The organism is Pseudomonas sp. RGM 3321 (assembly GCF_022836805.1).
Lineage (GTDB): Bacteria > Pseudomonadota > Gammaproteobacteria > Pseudomonadales > Pseudomonadaceae > Aquipseudomonas.
On sequence record NZ_JALHBH010000115.1, the window covers coordinates 49,515 to 68,284 of the forward strand.

Sequence of the window (18,770 nt, forward strand, 5' to 3'; positions counted from 1 at the left end):
CGCGCCACCTTGAGCGCGGCACGAGTACTTGTCTGGATGGAGTCTTACCATGTACACATCGACCAGAAAAGCCTCGACTGCTCGCGGTACGCCACCTGAAGCATTCGACCCCGCCCTGCTGGCAGAGGAAATCGCCAGGCAACTGCGTCTGTCTCCCGAACTGCTCGCTGAAGACGCCAACCTGTTGAAGCTGGGCATGGACTCGATGCACCTGATGGCCTGGCTCAATCGGTTTCGCCGCCAGGGTTTCAAAGTGACCCTCAAAGACCTCTATGACCAGCCGACGCTGCACGGCTGGCAGCAATTGCTGGGCACTGCGGCCATTCATAACGATACCGCCGAGACTGTTCGGCAAGATCAGGCACTGCCGCTCATGAGTGACGGCCAGCCCTTCGCGCTGACCAGCGTACAGCACGCCTATCTGGTAGGGCGCTCCAGCGAGCAGCCATTGGGGGGCGTCGGCTGCCATCTGTATCAGGAGTTCGATGGCTACGGCCTGACACCGCAGGTACTGGAAGCGGCGATCTATCGACTGATCGAACGTCACCCGATGCTCAAGACGCGCTTTCTGGCCAACGGTCGTCAACAATGGCAGGCGCGTTCGGCATGGCCGGGCCTCAAGGTTCATGATTTGCGTGACAAGGATGAAGCGTACCGCCAGCAAAAACTGTTGAAGCTGCGAGAACAGTTGGGGCATCGGCGTCTGAATGTCGAGAACGGCGAGACCTTCGATTTCCAGCTGTGCCTGTTGCCCGACGGGCGGAACAGACTGCTGGTCAACATTGACCTGCTGGTCGCTGATGCCGCCAGCTTCAATCAGTTGTTCGAAGAACTGATCGCGCTGATCGACGAACGCCCGCTTGCGCCCTCGCCCGTCGATTACGATTTTTGCAGTTACCTGGCACAGCTCGAACGCGATGGTCAGACGCGCGTCCAGCACGCCAGAGCCTGGTGGCTCGAGCGTCTGGACGACCTGCCCCTCGCACCGATCCTGCCACTTGCGCAGGACCCCGAGCGCATCGGACAGGTGCGCATCAGCCGCCGGCGCGGGCAGCTGAATGCCACGCAGTGGCAGGCGTTCAAAGACCACGCCGGAGCCGTCGGCGTTACCCCGACCATGGCGCTGGCCACACTATTCAGCGCGGTGCTGGGACGCTGGAGCGGGCAACAATCGCTGCTGCTCAACCTCACCCTGTTCGACCGTCAGCCTCTGAACCCTGCGGTCGCCGGCATGATCGCCGACTTCACCAATATCCTGACGCTGCCAGTGAACTGCTGCGGGCAAACCTTCGCTGAACTGGCGCGGGCCAATCAGCAGTCGTTTGCCGAGGTTTACGAACACAGCGCGTGGTCCGGGGTCGAGGTGCTGCGCGAGTTGAAGAAACGCCAGCGCCATCCGCACGGTGCGCCTATGGTGTTCACCAGCAACCTCGGCCGCCCGCTGTTTGGCGAAGCCACGGAGGACACGCTGGGTGCACCCGGCTGGGGCATTTCCCAGACCCCACAGGTGTGGATCGACCACCTCGCGTTCGAGCATCAGGAGCAGGTCTATCTGCAGTGGGACAGCAATGACCAGCTGTTTCCCGAGGGGCTGACCGACACGCTGTTCGACGTCTACTTCGAGCAGGTAATGGCGCTGGTGACAACCCCCGCGCAGTGGTCACGACCTTTGCCGGAACTGATGCCCTCAGCCCAGCGGGCTGTCCGCGAACAAGCCAATGCTACCAGGCAGCCTCTTCCTGAAAATTTGTTGCACGACGCGATTTTCGCCCAGGCAGAACGTACCCCGCAGGCTACCGCACTGATTCAGGACCAGCGGCGGGTGAGCTTCGCCCAACTGGACGATCAAGCCAGCCGGCTGGCAGGCAGCCTGCAGGCCCTGGGCGTCGAAGCGGGCGAAACGGTTGCTGTCAGTATGGCCAAGGACATTGGTCAGATTATCTGCGTACTGGGCATTCTCAAGGCGGGTGCGATCTATGTGCCGGTGCCACCGGACCAGCCATTGGCGAGGCGCATCGGTATCTATGAAGGGGCCGGGGTGAGGTGCGTGCTGACCAGCGCCGATGAGCCCGAGGAGCGCGACATCGGCAATGCCCTGACCTGGCAGCAGGCAATCCGCAGCGAGCCGCTTCGGCATCAGGTGCCGGTCAGCGCACAACAGCCGGCCTACATCATCTACACCTCGGGTTCGACAGGCGAACCCAAGGGCGTGGTGATCAGCCACCAAAGTGCATTGAACACCTGCGTGGACATCAGCCAGCGACATGGCGTCGGCCCCGAAGACTGCGTGCTGGCCCTGTCGGCGCTGCACTTTGACCTTTCGGTCTATGACATCTTCGGTGTACTCGGCGCAGGCGCTTCACTGGTGCTGGTCAACGAACAGCAACGTCGCGACCCGGCGCTGTGGTGCAGGCTGATTGATCAGCATCGCATTACCCTGTGGAACAGTGTGCCCGCCCTGCTGGACATGTTGCTGACCTACAGTGAAGGCTTCGATCTGCACAGTCCGGCGAGCCTGAGGCTGGTCATGCTGTCCGGCGACTGGATCGGACTGGACTTGCCGGAACGCTATCACCGGTACCGCGACGATGGCCGGTTTGTCGCCATGGGCGGAGCGACGGAAGCGGCGATCTGGTCCAATACCTGCACGGTGAATCGGGTAGAGCCACACTGGCGCTCGATTCCCTACGGCCAGCCGTTGGCCAACCAGCACTATCGCGTGGTCGACGAACTGGGACGAGACTGCCCGGACTGGGTAGCTGGCGAGCTGTGGATAGGCGGTGTGGGTGTTGCCCAGGGTTATTTCAATGACGCTGAACGCAGCGCCCGTCAGTTCGTCGACGTGGCCGGTGAGCGCTGGTATCGCACGGGCGACATGGGGTGTTACTGGCCGGACGGTACGCTGGAATTCCTTGGCCGTCGCGACAAGCAGGTCAAGGTCGGTGGCTACCGCATCGAACTGGGTGAAATCGATGCAGCGTTCAACCGGCTCGAAGGCGTCAAGGCAGCCGTCAGCATGGCACCGGGCGAACGGGAAAGGAGTCTGGTGGCCTTCGTCGTGCCGCACGGTGCCAGCCTTTGCAGCGCCGTGGAAGCCGACCCGCTCACACCGTCCAGTTACGCTGACTGGCTGAGGCCCGAAACCGCAGCGACGGATGCCACGGAGGGTCTGCTGGCTAATTTTCTGGTCCGGCACCTGGCACTTAATGGCGTACACCTCAACGACCCTGTCAGCACCGCGACGGTGGTGCAGTCCTACGGTTGCCAGGCACACTGGCAACCGTTGCTGAACCGCTGGCTGGAGTGGCTGGCCGCACAAGGCCACCTGCAGCGCGATGCCGAAGGCGCGTTGCGACTCAGCCACTCCAGTACGAACACAACGCCGCACGACGATTCTGCCTATGCGCTAACAGAAGCCCTGCATGCGCACCACGACACATTGCGCGACATACTCCATGGCAAGCGCAGTGCTCAGACCCTGCTTGAGCATCCTTACTGGGCTCCCGAGCAATTGCTGATGCATGCGTCCGGCAGTCGCGAAGCCCTCGACGCGCTGGCAATGTCGCTGGCCGATCTGAGTCGTCGCCTGCAACGCCCGGTACGGCTGATCGAAGCCAGCGCCCGCAGCGCCGTGACAGGGCTGTTCTTGCTGGAGCGACTCGATGCATCGCAGGTGCAGTACACCGCCCTCGATGCGTCACAGGCAATGGTCCTCAAGGCAGGCGAACGTCTCGCAGGATTCGCGCATGGCAGTGCTCTCCGAGACACCGACAGTGCGCGTCAGACGCTTGTCCACAGCGCCGACGTGCTGCTGATCAACAATCAACTGCATCGCATTGAAACGCCGCAAGCAGCGCTCGCCCGATGGATACGACTCTGTGCACCTGGTGCTGCGATCTGCGTGCTGGAACTGGCTCATCCCTCGGCGCTGAGCTTGATCAGCGCCGACCTGCTCAACCACGGTCACAGTGCAGCAGAACAGTTGCGCGACCACGAACATTGGCAAGCGTTACTGACCCAGGCCGGACTGACCCCGGACGGAATGCACAGACTGGGCGCCATGCAGCGCCTGATCCTGCGCGCACCCGAAGCGCTGTATCGCCCTGACCCTGCCCGACTGGCCCAGGCGCTGGCCAACGAACTGCCCGGTTACATGATCCCGCAACGCCTGCACTTTCTCGACGCACTGCCACTCACCGCCAACGGCAAGATCGACCATCAGGCACTGGGGCAGCTGTGCAAACCAGCCAGTGCACATCCCGATCAGTATCAAGCGCCCGAGACCGCTCGCGAACAGGTGGTGGCGCAGCTCTGGCAGGACCTGCTGCAAACCGGCGCACTGCATCGCCACAGCCACTTCTTTCAGCTTGGCGGCGACAGCCTCCTGGCAACCCGACTGATCGGTGAACTGGGCAGCCACGGCTACCGCGCCCGGCTCGATGATCTGTTCAACTTTCCCGACCTGCACGCCTTTGCCGCGACATTGGTGGAAGAGTCGCTGCCCACGGCCAGACTTGAGCATGACCCGACAGGCCGCTACGAGCCGTTTGCCCTGAGTGAAATACAACAAGCCTATCTGGTCGGGCGTCAGTCAGGGTTTGTGCTGGGTGGTGTGGGCGCGCATTTCTTTGTCGAGTTCAGCGTCGAACGGCTTGATATCCCGTTGTTTGAAAATGCCTGGCAGCGGCTCATCGAGCGTCACGACATACTGCGTGCCGTGGTGCGTGACGGCATGTTGCAGGTTCTGCGGCAGGTGCCGGCGTTCATTCCTCGACGTCACCAGGTAGCGACGCTGGATGGCAGCGAAGCAATCGCACTGCGCGAACGACTGTCCCATCAGGTGCTCGATGCCGGGCAGTGGCCGCTGTTCGATGCGCAAATAGTCGAAGACGGCAGCTCGCGCAGCCGGATTTTTATCAGCCTCGACAACCTGCTGCTGGACGGGATGAGCATGCAGATCCTGCTGGCCGAGCTCGAGACGTTGTACCTGCATCCCGAGCAAGTGCTGGCCCCTGTCGATATCGGCTTCCGCGACTATCAGCGCCTGCGCGCCAGCCTGCCGCCCTCACCCGGTGCTCAGGCGTACTGGCAACGACGTCTCGATGATCTGCCGCCAGCACCGCGTCTGCCGCTGCGTTGCGCGCCGGGCGACGTCGGTACGCCACACTTTGTGCGGCTGGCCGAGCGTCTGCCCGCCGCCTGCTGGGAACGTCTGAAAGATCAGGCCCATCGGCATCAGTTGACGCCTTCGGGGCTACTGCTCAGCGCTTTTTCCGCAGTGCTGTCGGCATGGAGCAGCCAGCGAGAGCTGAGTCTCAACCTGACCCTGTTCGACCGTCAACCGCTGCATCCGCATATCGACCGGGTGCTGGGTGACTTCACCTCGCTGTTGCTCCTGGCCTGGCAGCCTGCCGCCGACTGGATAGGCAGTGCTCAGCGCCTGCAGCAGCGGCTGTGGCGCGATCTCGCCCAGCGCGATCACTCTGCGATCCGTGTCATGCGTGAACTGGCCAGTCGCCACGGCATGGCTGCGGCGCAAATGCCGGTGGTCTTTACCAGCGCACTGGGGTTCGACAAGGGCCGTTTCATGGCCCAATCGTCATGGCTCAAGCCGGTCTGGGGTATTTCGCAGACCCCGCAAGTCTGGCTGGATCATCAGGTATACGAGTCCGAAGGCGATCTGTGCCTGAACTGGGACGCGGTCGAGGCACTGTTCGAACCGAGCGTCCTGCGCAGCATGTTCGATCAGTACCTTGCCCTGCTCAACCGCCTGGCCAATGAACCCCAGGCCTGGGCTCTGTCATTGGAACAATTGGTTACCCCCGGACAGCCTGATGCGGGTGTGGCGATGTTGCCACGCATCCAGCCGCTGCCTCATGAGCCTGAGCAACAGGCTGATGAACAGATTGTCGAACAGATCCGGCATGCCTTTCAGGAGGTGGTCGGTCTGAAGTTGCATGACTGCCGACAAAACTTCTTCGACGCAGGTGCCAGTTCGCTCAAGCTGGTGCAACTGCATGTGAAGCTGACCCAGCAGGGCCATCGGCATTTGCAGGCCACCGATCTGTTCGGCTACCCCAACGCCCGTGCGCTGGCGCGGCACCTGAGCCGGACGCAACCGGCAAACGATGCGCGGGAACAACCCCGGCACGCCCAATTGACGCAGAGAAACGCCAGAAGGTTGCGGCGCACCGGAGGCGGGTCATGAGCCGCTACCTGCCCTATTGGTGCTACTACCTGCACCAAGGCATGCTCACCGCACTGATGTTGCAGGGTGTGGTCGGTTATTTCCGCCATCAGGGGCTGGATCTGGCCAGCCTCAGCCTACTGTCACTGACGTTCCTGCCCTGGATAGCCAAGTTTCTCTGGGCGCCCTGGTGCGAGCGTCATAGCCTGGCACTGCGTGGCAATCACTACCTGGGCAGCCTGGTGCTGTTGCAACTGGCTATGGCGTTGACGCTGTTGGGGATAAGCTTTCTGGCCCCGGAGCGCTCACTCTATCCGATCATGGCCGGGCTGATGCTGCTGGCGCTATTGTCCGCCAGTCATGATATCTACGCAGATGGCATCACGATCACGACCTGCGACGCCGCCAGCCGTCCGTTTGCCAACACCGCGCAAGTGGGCGGCAGTTACCTCGGCATAGTGTTCGGTTCATTTGTGTTCCTGTTTCTGGCCGAGCGCTGGGGGTGGCGCATCGGTTTCATCGGCATGTCGATGGTCTCGCTGCTGTTGTTGCTGCCGACGGGATTGCTGCCGGCCAGCAATAGCATTGAAAAGCCGGCGGTCAAGCCAAGGCTGGATCGCAGCAGCTTCACTGCGCTGTGGCCGGCCTTGTGCCTGACAGCCATTTACTACCTGGCAATGCGCGGACTGATGGCGATTCAGACCGTGCTGTTGATGGACAATGGCCTGGGCCTCGCCGAGCTGGGTATGGCTTCGACGCTGTACAGCACAGTCGCCAGTGCCATCGGCGTATTGCTCGGCGGCTGGATGGCGAGGCGCTTCGGTGCCTGGCGGTGCCTGCTGCCAGCCATGTTGCTGCACGCGCTCATTGCTCTCGCGGCAGCACTTGGCGCACGTGTCTACGACCTTGCCGCATGGCTGACGCTGTTCAGTCTGGTCAATATCGCCGCCGCGATTGGCTTCGTCACCCTCTACAACCTGCTGATGGGCTTGGTCCGCACACACCAGCCGGCCTCCGATTACGCCCTGCTGCAGTCGGTCGATGCTGCAATTGCCATGCTGGCATCGATCGCAGCTCTGCAGTCGGCTCATTACCTGGGCTATCCGCCACTGCTCGCGATACTGGCGAGCATTGCCTTCATCTGCCTGTGGCCTGCCCGGCACCTGTGTCGCCGCCTTGAACGCAGCACGCCTGCCAGCCCGTCTTCCACGCCTGCACACGAGGTCCTCCATGCCCACCTTTGAAGAAACCTACGGCACCAGCGAGCCCATTGCGGTCATCGGCCTGGCCTGCCGTTTTCCCGAAGCCCGCGACAGTGCCCAGTACTGGCAGAACCTGCTGACCGGTCGCGAGTGCAGCCGCCACTTCAGCCGTGAAGAGCTGCTCGCCGCAGGAATGTCCGCGGAACTGATCGATAACCCGGACTTTGTCAATGTCGCAGCGGTGATTGACGACGCAGACCGCTTCGACGCCGCGCTATTCGGCTACTCGCGTCAGGAGGCGGAATCCATCGATCCGCAGCAGCGGCTGTTCCTGCAAATCGTCTGGCATGCCTTGGAACACGCCGGTTTCGCACCCCGCGAAGTCGCGCATAAAACAGGCGTATTTGCCTCGGGACGCATGAGTACATACCCGGGCCGAGACGCTATTCGCGTCACCGAAGTCGCACAGGTGAAGGGCCTGCAGGCGCTGATGGGCAACGACAAGGATTACCTGGCCAGCCGCGCCGCCTACAAAATCAATTTGCGCGGCCCTGCGATGAGCGTGCAGACCGCGTGCTCAAGCTCGCTGGTCGCGGTGCATATGGCCTGCGAGAGTCTGCGCAGCGGCGAATGCGAAATGGCCGTGGCGGGTGGCGTAGCCGTGTCGTTTCCGCAACAGGCCGGCTACCTTTACCAGCCAGGGATGATTTTCTCGCCGGACGGCCGCTGCCGCCCTTTTGACGCGAGTGCCCAGGGCACCTTTGCCGGCAACGGCGTCGGTGCCGTGACCCTGCGTCGACTGGAAGACGCTTTGCGTGACGGCGATCCGGTGCTGGCGGTACTACGTGGCAGCGCGATCAATAACGACGGTCATCACAAGGTCGGCTACACCGCTCCCTCGGTGGTCGGTCAACGTGAAGTCATTGAGGATGCCCTGCTGCTGGCCGATATCGACTGCGCCAGCATTGGCATGCTCGAAGCACATGGTACCGGCACCCCGCTCGGCGACCCCATCGAGGTTCAAGCGCTGCGCGATTCGTTCGCACGACGCACGGATATCGGTGGATGTGCCCTGGGCTCGGTGAAAGGCAACCTTGGCCATCTGGATACTGCCGCCGGCATCGCGAGCCTGATCAAGACCATTCTGGCGGTCAATCATGGGCGTATTCCGCCAAGCATCAATGTCGAGCAGATCAACCCGGCGCTGCAGCTTGAACAGAGTCCGTTTTATATTCCTACCCAGGACCGGGCATGGCCAGCAGGGCCGCGCCGTGCCGGTGTGTCGTCATTCGGCATTGGTGGCACCAACTGCCATGTGATCGTCGAAGCCCTGCCCGACGCATTGCGCGCACCAGGCCCGAAAGCGCAGGCCAGTGCCCTGTTACTCAGCGCCGCCAGCCAGCACTCGTTGCGCCAGCTGGCGGGCCTTTACGCCGAACGTCTGCATGCCGCAGACGCTGCCGCTGACCTTGCACACACGGCGCTGCATGCCCGGCAACTGGACATGCCGTTCCGTCTGGCGGTGCCGTTGCACGAAGAAACCGCCCCGGCGCTCCAGGCGTTTGCCCAGGGTGGCAGCGATGCCTTGCTGTATGAAGGCCAGCCAGGCCAGGGCGCGCAGGTCTGGCTGTGCAGTGGTCAAGGCAGTCAGTGGGCCGGAATGGGCAAAAGCCTTTACGGTCAGTCAAAAGCCTTCAGCGAGAGCCTGGACCGCAGCTTTGCAGTCTGCGCCGCACACCTGCAACCCTCGTTGCAGTCGGTCATGTTCGGCGAGCACGAAGCGCTGATCGATCGCATGGATTACGCGCAACCTGCCATCGTTGCCTTTGAAGTGGCCATGGCAGCTCACTGGCGCGAAGCGGGTATGACCCCGGACCTGTTGATCGGCCATTCGGTAGGTGAGTTTGCCGCGGTGGTCATCGCCGGGATTTATCGGCTGGAAGACATTTTGCCGTTGGTGATCGCCCGTGGCCGGTTGATGAATCAGTGCGCGGCGCAAGGTTCAATGCTCGCGGTATTCTGCGACGTGGCAACACTCCAGCCTCTGGCGCTCGAACATGGCGTGGAAATCGCCGTGCACAACGCCGAACAGCATCTGGTGGCCTCAGGTGACCGTCACGGCATCGATGCGCTGGCGCAAGCGCTGCAAGAGCGACACGTTCGTCATAATCGCCTGAGCGTGGCGGGCGCAGCACATTCTCGCTTGCTGGAGCCGATTCTCGATGAATTCCAGCAGGCCGGCGCGGGGCTTCGCGCGGCCCCTGCGAAAGTACCGCTGATCTCGACCCTGACCGGCCAACCCCTCGCCCAGGCTGAACTGGAACGCGGCGATTACTGGCGCAGGCACCTGCGTGAACCGGTGCGCTACCACCAGGCGCTGACTCATGCATTGCAAACGGGCCTGACGATCGCACTGGAGCTGGGTGCCGATGCTCCGCTGACCGGGATAGGCACGCGCCTGGAACACGCCGGTGTGCACTGGATCGCCAGCGCACGCCGACACAAACCGCACACCGCCGTCCTGCATGACAGCCTGCTGCGCCTGTTCGCCGCCGGTGCCAGCTTGCCCTGGCGCACCCTGTTGCCCTCGGTCGGCACGCGTGTCCAGGCTCCGCTGTATGCCTTCGATGAACAACGCTACTGGTGCGATGCGCCGCAGCAGCCTGTCGCGACGCCGCAGGATCTTTTGCTGGAAGCCGGTCGCAAGGTTGCGTTGCAGGAAGGTGCCCACCTAGACCTGCCACGCCTGCAGCGCCTGTATCAATGTGTGACCCGACTGCATGCGATCTATGTTGACCAGATGGTTCGCCAGTGTGTGCAGGACACCATCGACCGGGGCGTCGACCCGCTGAGCATTCTGCGCGGCGGCCGGCTGTTGCCACGTCATCGGCAACTGTTGGTGCGGCTGCTCAATGCCTGTGTCGAGGATGGCTACTACGCCAATGAGCGTGGCCTTTATCGAAGCGCCCGACCCGTGCCGCACGGGCAGTACCCGACATTGCTCGCAGAACTGCGCAGTTGCTGCGAAGGGCTGGACGTGATCGCCGAAACCGTTGAGCGGGCAGGCGAGCAACTTTTCGCCATGATGAGCGGAGCCGTCGAGCCAGTCTCGGTAATTTTCCCGGAAAGCGCCTCCAGCGGCGTGGAAGTGCTGTATCAGCAATTCAGCTTCGGCCGTTACTTCAACCAGATCGCAGCAGGCGTGGTCAGCGGGCTGATCCGCGAACACCAGCAGTCCGGGCGCGGTCCGCTGCGGATTCTGGAAGTCGGTGGTGGCACAGGTGGCACCACGGCCTGGCTGCTGCCGGAGCTGAGCAGCGTCGCCGATGTACGTTATTGCTTCACCGATATATCAGCGTTGTTCAGCCGTCGTGCCGAAGAAAAGTTCAGCGAATACGACTTTGTCGAGTACGCCCTGTTCGATCTGCAAAAACCTGCCGCCGAGCAGGGTTTTCCAGCTGAACACTATGATCTGATCGTCGCCGCCAACGTGATCCATGCCACGCAGCATATAGGTCATACGCTGCAAAACCTGCGCCCGTTGCTCAAGCCGGGTGGCGCTTTGCTGATGCGTGAAATCACTCGCCCGATGCGCCTGTTCGATTTTGTCTTCGGTCCGCTGGTATTGCCGCTGCATGACGAGCAGGCACGCGGCGGCGAGTTGTTTCTGTCCACCGAACACTGGCAGCAACAATGCATGGAGCACGGCTTCGAACGCCTGGACTGGCTGCCTGACGATGGCAGTGCCACCTCCGGCATCAGCGAACACATCCTGCTGGCGCGGACTCAGGCAGCGAACATTGCGCGCGCCCCGCTCAGTGTCGGTCACGACAGCGGCAACGCGGTACTGGGCAGGCAGCTCGGCGAACACTTATATCAACCTGACTGGACGGATTGCGCAGGCCAGCCGCAGCGCTGGCAGACCCGCTTGCAGCAAGCATGCGAGCAACTGGCGGCGCGCCACGGCGATACCCGTCGCACGCCGGTATTCGCCCGGAGCGTACCGCTGCCCGAATCCTTGGCAGACCTGACCCTGCGCTGGAGCGCCGACCCGTTCGGGGTTGCACGGGTCGAACTCGGACATTGCAACAATCAAGGGCTTTGGCAGCTACTGGGCAGCGCCGATAATCAGCCTGCGCCCCGCTCTACGCTGCTCGCGCCGCAGACCGCCGTTGGCACCCATTACACCTGGCAGTGGACAGCGACCAAGGTGCCCGATACCTCGAATGCGCCGCTGTGTATCGAACCGGCCAGTGTCCGGGCGGCCTTGGCCGAGGCTGGTATTGCCCATGACCCAAACGCCACAGCGTGCCTGCTGATCGTCGAGGACGGCACGCTGGCAGAAGTTGCCAGCCAGGTGCTCAAGGCCTTGACCGCCACTGACCACCCCTTGCTGGTGGTAACCCGCAACGCCTGGTCACTGGGTACACATCGCACTGTATGCCCCGAGCAACGAGCGCTGTGGGGGTTGCTGCGGGTTGCCTGTGCCGAACAACCACAGCGCGCTCTGGCTGTCATTGACCTGGACGGCAGCGAATGGCAAGACCTTCTACCAGGCTTGAGCGCTGCGCAGACCGGTGAACGCTGGATTGCGGTGCGCCAGGGTGTCGCACAGGTGCAGACACTGAGCGTCCAGCCTCATCAGAGCGCCAGCCTGCCTGCGCAAAGTTTCAAGGACACTGGCTGGCATCTCGTGACCGGCGCATTTGGCGGCCTGGGTCGTCTGAGCACTCATTGGCTGATCGATCAGGGGGCATCGCGGATCGCCCTGCTCGCACCGCGCTGTCCGCATGATGGCGAACAATGGATCGATACGCTGCAACAGCAATACGGCTGTGAAATACGCTGGGTAGTCTGTGATATCAGCGACCAGGCTGCGCTGGCGACCTGCCTCGACGAACTACACGCCGACGGCGGCCTGAGCGGCGCGATTCACAGCGCCGGCCTGCTGGACGACACCCCGCTGAGCAACCTCGACGCTGTGCGCATGCAACCACTGTTGCAGGTCAAATGCTCGGCAGCCCACCAGTTGCAGGCTGCACTTGCCGACCAGGGTCGCTACCTGCTGCTGTATTCCTCGGCAGCCGCCAGTCTGGGCGCAGCTGGTCAAGGGGCTCATGCACTGGCCAGTGCCTATCTGGACGGACTCGCCGAATCGCAGGTCGACGCCCGCCTGCACATTGTCAGTATTGCGTGGGGTGCCTGGGGTGAAACCGGACGCGCAGCCGACGATAAACTGCATGCCCGGCTGGCGCAGGGCGGCATGGGTACGCTGACAACCGGCGAAGGCCTGTGGCACCTGGAACAGGCAGTCATGCGCGGTGTGCCGTGGCATCTGGCGATGCGCATAGACCCTGAACGCATCGATGCGCGCCGCCGACTGCTGGCGCAGACTATCGAGCAACCCGTGACTCGTTCGCCCATAAAAGGCTCTTCCCGGAACGATGCTCTCCCTGCACCTGACATGACCGGCGATCAGCAGGTCGATCAGCAGGCGCTTAGCCAATGGCTAAGCGCCTGCATCTGCCGTCAGTTGCGTCTGAGCCCTGACGCTGCACCCGCGCAGCATCAGGATCTGATGCAGCTGGGTCTCGATTCGTTGCTGTTCCTTGAGCTGAGCAGCGACATCCAGCGCCAACTGGGCATTCGTCTGGACGCCGGAGAAGCCTATAGAGACCTGAGCATTCGCGGCCTGAGCGCACTGTTATCGTCGAGTACAGCGAAAACGGCAGCTGCCGACAGTGCCCCTTCAATCGTGCCGCAGCCTGACAGCCGTTTCGAGCCCTTCCCGCTGACGCCGATCCAGCACGCTTACTGGCTGGGTCGTACCGACCTGATTGATTACGGCGGTGTAGCCTGCCATGTGCTGTTCGAATGGGACAAGGCATACGCCGATTTTGACCTGAGCCGCTTCGAGCACGCCTGGAACGCTCTGATCGCCCGCCATGACATGCTGCGCATGGTGATCGACAGTGACGGCCGTCAGCGCATCCTGCAACACACACCCTGGTATCACCTGCCACGCAACGACCTGCGCGAACTGCCCGCAGAACAACAGCAACAACGCCTGCTCGGCATCCGTGAAGACATGTCTTATCGTGTGCTGCCCAGCGACTGCTGGCCGTTGTTCGAAGTCACGGTAAGCGAACTGGACGCCGGGCGTTGCCGCCTGCACATGAACCTTGATCTGTTGCTGTTCGATGTGCAGAGCTTCAAGGTGATGATGGACGATCTGGCCACCGCCTACGCCGGTCAGGCACTCGAGCCTCTCGAACTGACCTTCCGCGACTACGTAATGGCTGACCTGGCGCAGCGCAACAGCCTGCAATGGCGACAGTCCTGGCGCTACTGGCAGGACACCCTCGAGCAACTGCCTGGCGCGCCGCAGCTGCCGCTGGTAGACGAACTGCCCAAGGGCCAGCCACGTTTCCGGACCGTTCAGGCCCGCCTCGACGCATTGCGATGGAACCGCTTCAAGGCGCACTGCCAGCACCTGGGCGTGACGCCGTCTGCCGCGCTGCTGGCGTTATTCGCGCAGACCCTGGAAAGCGTCAGCCGCACTCCGGAATTCACCCTCAACCTGACCTACTTCAACCGTAGAGCCTTGCATCCGCAGGTTCAGCAACTGATTGGCGACTTCACGTCAGTGCTGTTGATCGATTTCCAGTTGGGACACGGTGAGAGCCCGAGCCAGGTCATGATCGACACACAGGCACGACTCTGGCAGCGCCTGGCACACACCGCAGTAAACGGCGTAGAGCTCATGCGCGAGCTCGGACGCCGCCAGGGCCAGACCCGTCAACCAGCGATGCCTGTAGTGTTCACCAGCATGCTCGGCATGTCGCTGGACGGCAAAGCCATCGATCAGGCCATGACCTCGACCCTCGGCGACCCGGTGTACGTCTTTACTCAAACGCCGCAAGTCTGGCTTGACCATCAGGTGATGGAAATCGACGGTGAGCTGGTGTTCAGTTGGTATTGCATGGAAGACGTGCTTGCCGACGGCTTGATTGACAGCCTGTTCCAGACCTATTGCGACCTGTTGAAAACGCTGGCCGACCAACCGCAAGGCTTCGACCGCCCGCCCGAGCTGCCGCGCCACGACTGGTCGGTAAACCTGGACGGCGAGCGTTTTGACCCGCAACGGCTTGAAGCGCAATTGCGCCGTGCGCCGGGTGTGCAGACCGCGCGCGTCAGTGTCGACAGAGAAAAACGCACCCTGCTTGGGGAGTTGCTCAGCCAGCAGCCGAGTACGTTCGATGATGGCATTCATGCACCGCTGCCACTGCCTCTGAGCGAATTGCCGCGGCTGAGTGAAGGGCAACGCCAAGAGGTTGATCTGACCTGGCAGGCCCTGGAAAGCCGTGCTCGCAAGGGCATTCTGAGCACCCTGCAAAAACACGGACTGTTCAGCGAAGCCGGTCAGCGCCATGACCTGGCGCAGGTGATGACGCGACTGGGAGCGATGCCGCAATTTGCGGGACTGTTGCGCCAGTGGCTGGCGATGCTTTGCCAGCAAGGTCGCTTGCAAAAGGAAGGACAGTATTATCTGGCCCTGCCACAGCTGGCTGCTGATGGCTACGGCGAAACACTTCCCGACGCCGAGTGGAGCCAGACACTCGGCACGTATCTTGACGCCTGTATCGAGCAGCACACAGAACTGTTGCGTGGTGATCGTTCGCCGTTAAGCCTGTTGTTCGGTAACAGCGATGCCGTTGTGAAGGCCCTCTACAGCAACAACCCGGTGCTGCACTGCCTGAACAGCGCACTGGCGCAGACCGCCAAAGCCCTGGCAGGAACGCGACGCGACTTGCGAGTGCTGGAGGTCGGTGCCGGCACCGGCGCGACAACCCGTCATGTGTTGCCGATGCTTGAAAGCCATCTGAGTGAATACCGCTTTACCGATGTTTCCAGCCTGTTCCTCACCCAGGCGCGGGAAGATTTCGCGGCCTGGCCGCAGCTGACCTGCTCGATTCTCGATGTCAACCAACCGATGGATTTCAGCCAGCATCCGGCGCAAGGCTACGACCTGGTGATAGCGGTCAATGTGATGCACGACGCCGCGCATGTCACACGCTCGCTGAAGCGTCTGCACCGTCTGTTGCGCAGCGGCGGACATCTACTGTTGCTGGAGGCCACCGAACGTGACAGCGCGCTGCAACTGGCGAGCATCGGTTTTATCGAAGGACTGAGCAACTTTGCAGACGAACGCAGCGAGGACGACAAGGCCATGCTCGATCTGCCGCGCTGGCGCAGCGCCGTGCAGGCGTCGGGATTCAGCTGGGTCATGAACTGGCCGCAACGGGCTGACGACAGCATGCGTCAGCACTTCATGCTCGCCCGTGCCGAAGGCGTCAGCCATCTGGACCTGGCTGCCGTGGCTGAACAGCTGGAGCCACATCCAGCACAATGGCCCCTGACCTTGCGTCAGGTTGAGCATGTGTTTACTGCGCCTGCAACCAGACAAACCCCGCAACAGACCGGCGAATCCACGCCGCGTCAGGACGTTGATCCGGTACTGCAGGATGCCGTCTTGCAACTCTGGCGGGAACTGCTCGGGCAAGACATTGACGCTGACAGCAACTTTTTCCTCAGCGGCGGCGACAGCCTGATTGCCACGCGCATGATCGCTCGCCTGAACCGCATGGGGCATTCCGCAAGCAGCCTGCGCAACCTGTTCGATAACCCTCGGCTGAGTGATTTCTGCTCCACGCTGGTCAACCCCAGCGCCCTGACCGATGACAACCCTCTGGCACTGGTCAGAGGTCGCAACGAACGTACGCTGTTCGTGTTCCATGCTTCGGATGGCGAAGTCAGTGCCTATCTGCCGCTGGCAAAGGCGCTGGACATGCAGGTATTCGGCCTGCACGCGACGGATGCTCTGGGCAGCGACTCGCTGAAGGCGCTGGCCGCTCGGTATCTGCAGGCGATTCGTCGTCAACAGGCCAGCGGGCCCTATGTGCTGCTGGGCTGGTCTTACGGCACCTTCGTGGCCGAAGAAACCGCGCGCCTGCTGCGGCACCAGGGCGAGCAGGTCCGCCTGATTCTCCTCGACCCGGTCTGCCGTCAGGACTTCAGTTTCGAGGATCGCCCGGGCCTGTTGCGCCTTATGGCCGAGGGATCGAAAAGCATTGCACTGCCTGACGATCTGGAACGGTTGCCGCCCGCTGAACAATTGAACGTCTTCATGAACAGCGCCACGCAGGCCGGCGTGCTGAAAAACCCACCGCAACCGCAGCAGGCCGAACAGTGGCTGCAACGCATCGAGCACCTGATGAAGCTGCTGGCGCAACACCCGCAGCCACCACGGCTGGACCTTCCCTGTCTGTGGCTGAGCGCCGAAAGCCGTCCGCGGCACTGGCGACCTGCAGAGCAGGACTGGCAGGACCGGGCTGCGACGGCGCACCGCGAATCGATGCCGTGCGATCACTGGCAACTGCTGCTCGACAGGGATCAGGTCCAGCGTACTGCGGCGTCGATCAGCGCCTGGCTGGCCGCCACTCAATAAGGAGAGTCACCCATGAATACACCATTGAAGGTGCTTATTGTCGGCGCCAAGTTCGGAGAGCTGTACCTCAACAGTTTTCTCGTCGAACAGCCCGGCTTGCAACTGGCCGGGCTGCTGGCCAACGGCAGCCCACGTGCCAGAGCGCTGGCCAATGCGTTTGGCATTGCGCTGTATACCGATGTCGAGCAACTGCCGGACGATCTGGATATTGCCTGCGTGGTGGTGCGCTCGGCCGTGGTCGGCGGGGCTGGCGGGCAATTGACCGACAGCCTGCTGCGGCGTGGGCTGCATGTCATTCAAGAGCACCCGGTACACCCGGATGAAATCGTCCGGCATCAACAACTGGCCGCCCGAATGGGCTGTCAGTACATCGTCAACAGTTTTTACCCGCACACCGATGCAGGCCGCTGCTGGACAGGGACAGCGCAGCGCATCTCGCGGCTGCTCGACGGCCGCAGGCCCAATCTGGCACAACTGACCACCAGTCGACAGCTGCTCTACTCGGGCCTGGACCTGCTGTTTCAGGCACTCGGCTGTGATCTGGCAGGACACGTCAGTGTCAGCCGGCTCGATTGCGACGATGACTTTCATACCCTGTCGCTTAACCTGCCGGACAGCCGCGTGCTGCTGCGCCTGCAAAGCTGGATGGCGGCCGATGATCCCGACCTGCACAGCCTGGTCATGCATCAGTTGAACCTGGCATGGCCCAGCGGCTACCTGTCGCTGGATGCCAGCTATGGGCCGGTAAACTGGACACCTGTGCTGCATGCCGAAGCACATGACGATGATCGGCAGACCCTGTACACCAGCAAGGCCGACTATCTGCAGCAAGCCACCGCGATGCCGTTGCACCCGGCAGCGAGCCACTGGCGAAGCGCTCATGAAATCGAAGGCCCCGCCGGCGTAGGCTGGCTGCTGCAACAACTGTTGGCAATCCTGCAGGGCCAGCCCCGTATCGAAGGGCTGCAGGCTGATTATCAGTTAGCGGTGGCCAGACTCTGGCAAGACATCCTGCGCTGTGCCGGACCTGCCGAACAGCGCACGGTCAGTAAGCCGCCGACCATCGACGCCGTGCAACTGCGGGCGGAGGGTTGATCGCATGGGGATGTTGCGACCCTTTCTGCAAACAGATCAGTGCCAGAACCACATACTGCTGTGCCCGTTTGCCGGTGCCAGCGGCGGAGCATTTCACAACTGGCGCGGGCTCGACGAACCGGGCCTGGACCTGACGCTGGCGATCTACCCGGGCCGCGATCAACGTATGCACGAGCCTTGTCTGCGTCATGTACAGCCTCTCGCCGAAAGCCTTGCTACCGAAATTCAGGCGATATCAGCCACACAACGCCAGCCCCTGATACTGGCCGGGCACAGTATGGGCGCGCAGGTTGCCTTCGAAACCTGCCTGTTGCTGGAACAGGCAGGCACGCCGCCCGCAGGACTGGTGTTGTCGGCCTGTCATGCCCCCCACCTGAGCGGCAGGCGCCTGCTCAGTCACCTGGACGACCAGCATTTTATCGAACAATTGGTGGCCATCGGTGGTGTCAGCCAGGCGCTGCTGGCAAACCCGGACCTGCTGGCACTGTTCATGCCCTTGCTGCGTGCCGATTTTCAAGCCACTGAAAGCTATCACCGTCCGTTGCATCCGAGTCGTCAGCGCCTGCAGACGCCGACCCTGTTGCTGCATGGCAGTCACGACCCCGAAGCCGATCAGGACGAAGTCAGTGCCTGGCAACACTGGCTGTGCGGCGAATCTCAGCAACACGTCATGGCCGGCGATCATTTCTACCTCACGCAACGCCCCAGAGCTTTCGCCACGCGCGTGCTGACGTTCATCGAGCAGAGCATCAGCCCTTTCCATCCGTAACGGGAAACG

General features: G+C 62.3%; 5 protein-coding genes. All 5 read left to right on the plus strand.

Annotated features, from left to right (window positions below):
• Nucleotides 1-49: 49 nt before the first annotated feature.
• Genes RGM3321_RS18435 through RGM3321_RS18455 form a run of 5 tightly spaced genes read left to right on the plus strand, consistent with a single transcriptional unit; the run spans nucleotide 50 to nucleotide 18,761 of the window.
• Complete coding sequence (locus RGM3321_RS18435) at nucleotides 50-6,208, plus strand: non-ribosomal peptide synthetase (RefSeq protein ID WP_244394287.1); 6,159 nt, start codon at nucleotides 50-52, stop codon at nucleotides 6,206-6,208.
• On the plus strand, nucleotides 6,205-7,431 hold the full coding sequence (locus RGM3321_RS18440; protein ID WP_244394288.1) for an MFS transporter: 1,227 nt from the start codon (nucleotides 6,205-6,207) through the stop codon (nucleotides 7,429-7,431). The genes RGM3321_RS18435 and RGM3321_RS18440 overlap by 4 nt, the downstream gene beginning before the upstream one ends.
• Entirely contained in the window at nucleotides 7,418-16,897 is a 9,480-nt protein-coding gene (locus RGM3321_RS18445; RefSeq protein ID WP_244394289.1) for a type I polyketide synthase, read from the plus strand. The genes RGM3321_RS18440 and RGM3321_RS18445 overlap by 14 nt, the downstream gene beginning before the upstream one ends.
• Before the next feature lie 12 nt (nucleotides 16,898-16,909).
• Nucleotides 16,910-17,992, plus strand: coding sequence for a Gfo/Idh/MocA family oxidoreductase (locus tag RGM3321_RS18450; RefSeq protein ID WP_244394290.1), 1,083 nt, complete (start codon nucleotides 16,910-16,912; stop codon nucleotides 17,990-17,992).
• Nucleotides 17,993-17,996: 4 nt separating this feature from the next.
• Complete coding sequence (locus RGM3321_RS18455; RefSeq protein ID WP_054988060.1) at nucleotides 17,997-18,761, plus strand: alpha/beta fold hydrolase; 765 nt, start codon at nucleotides 17,997-17,999, stop codon at nucleotides 18,759-18,761.
• The last annotated feature ends 9 nt before the right edge of the window (nucleotides 18,762-18,770 follow it).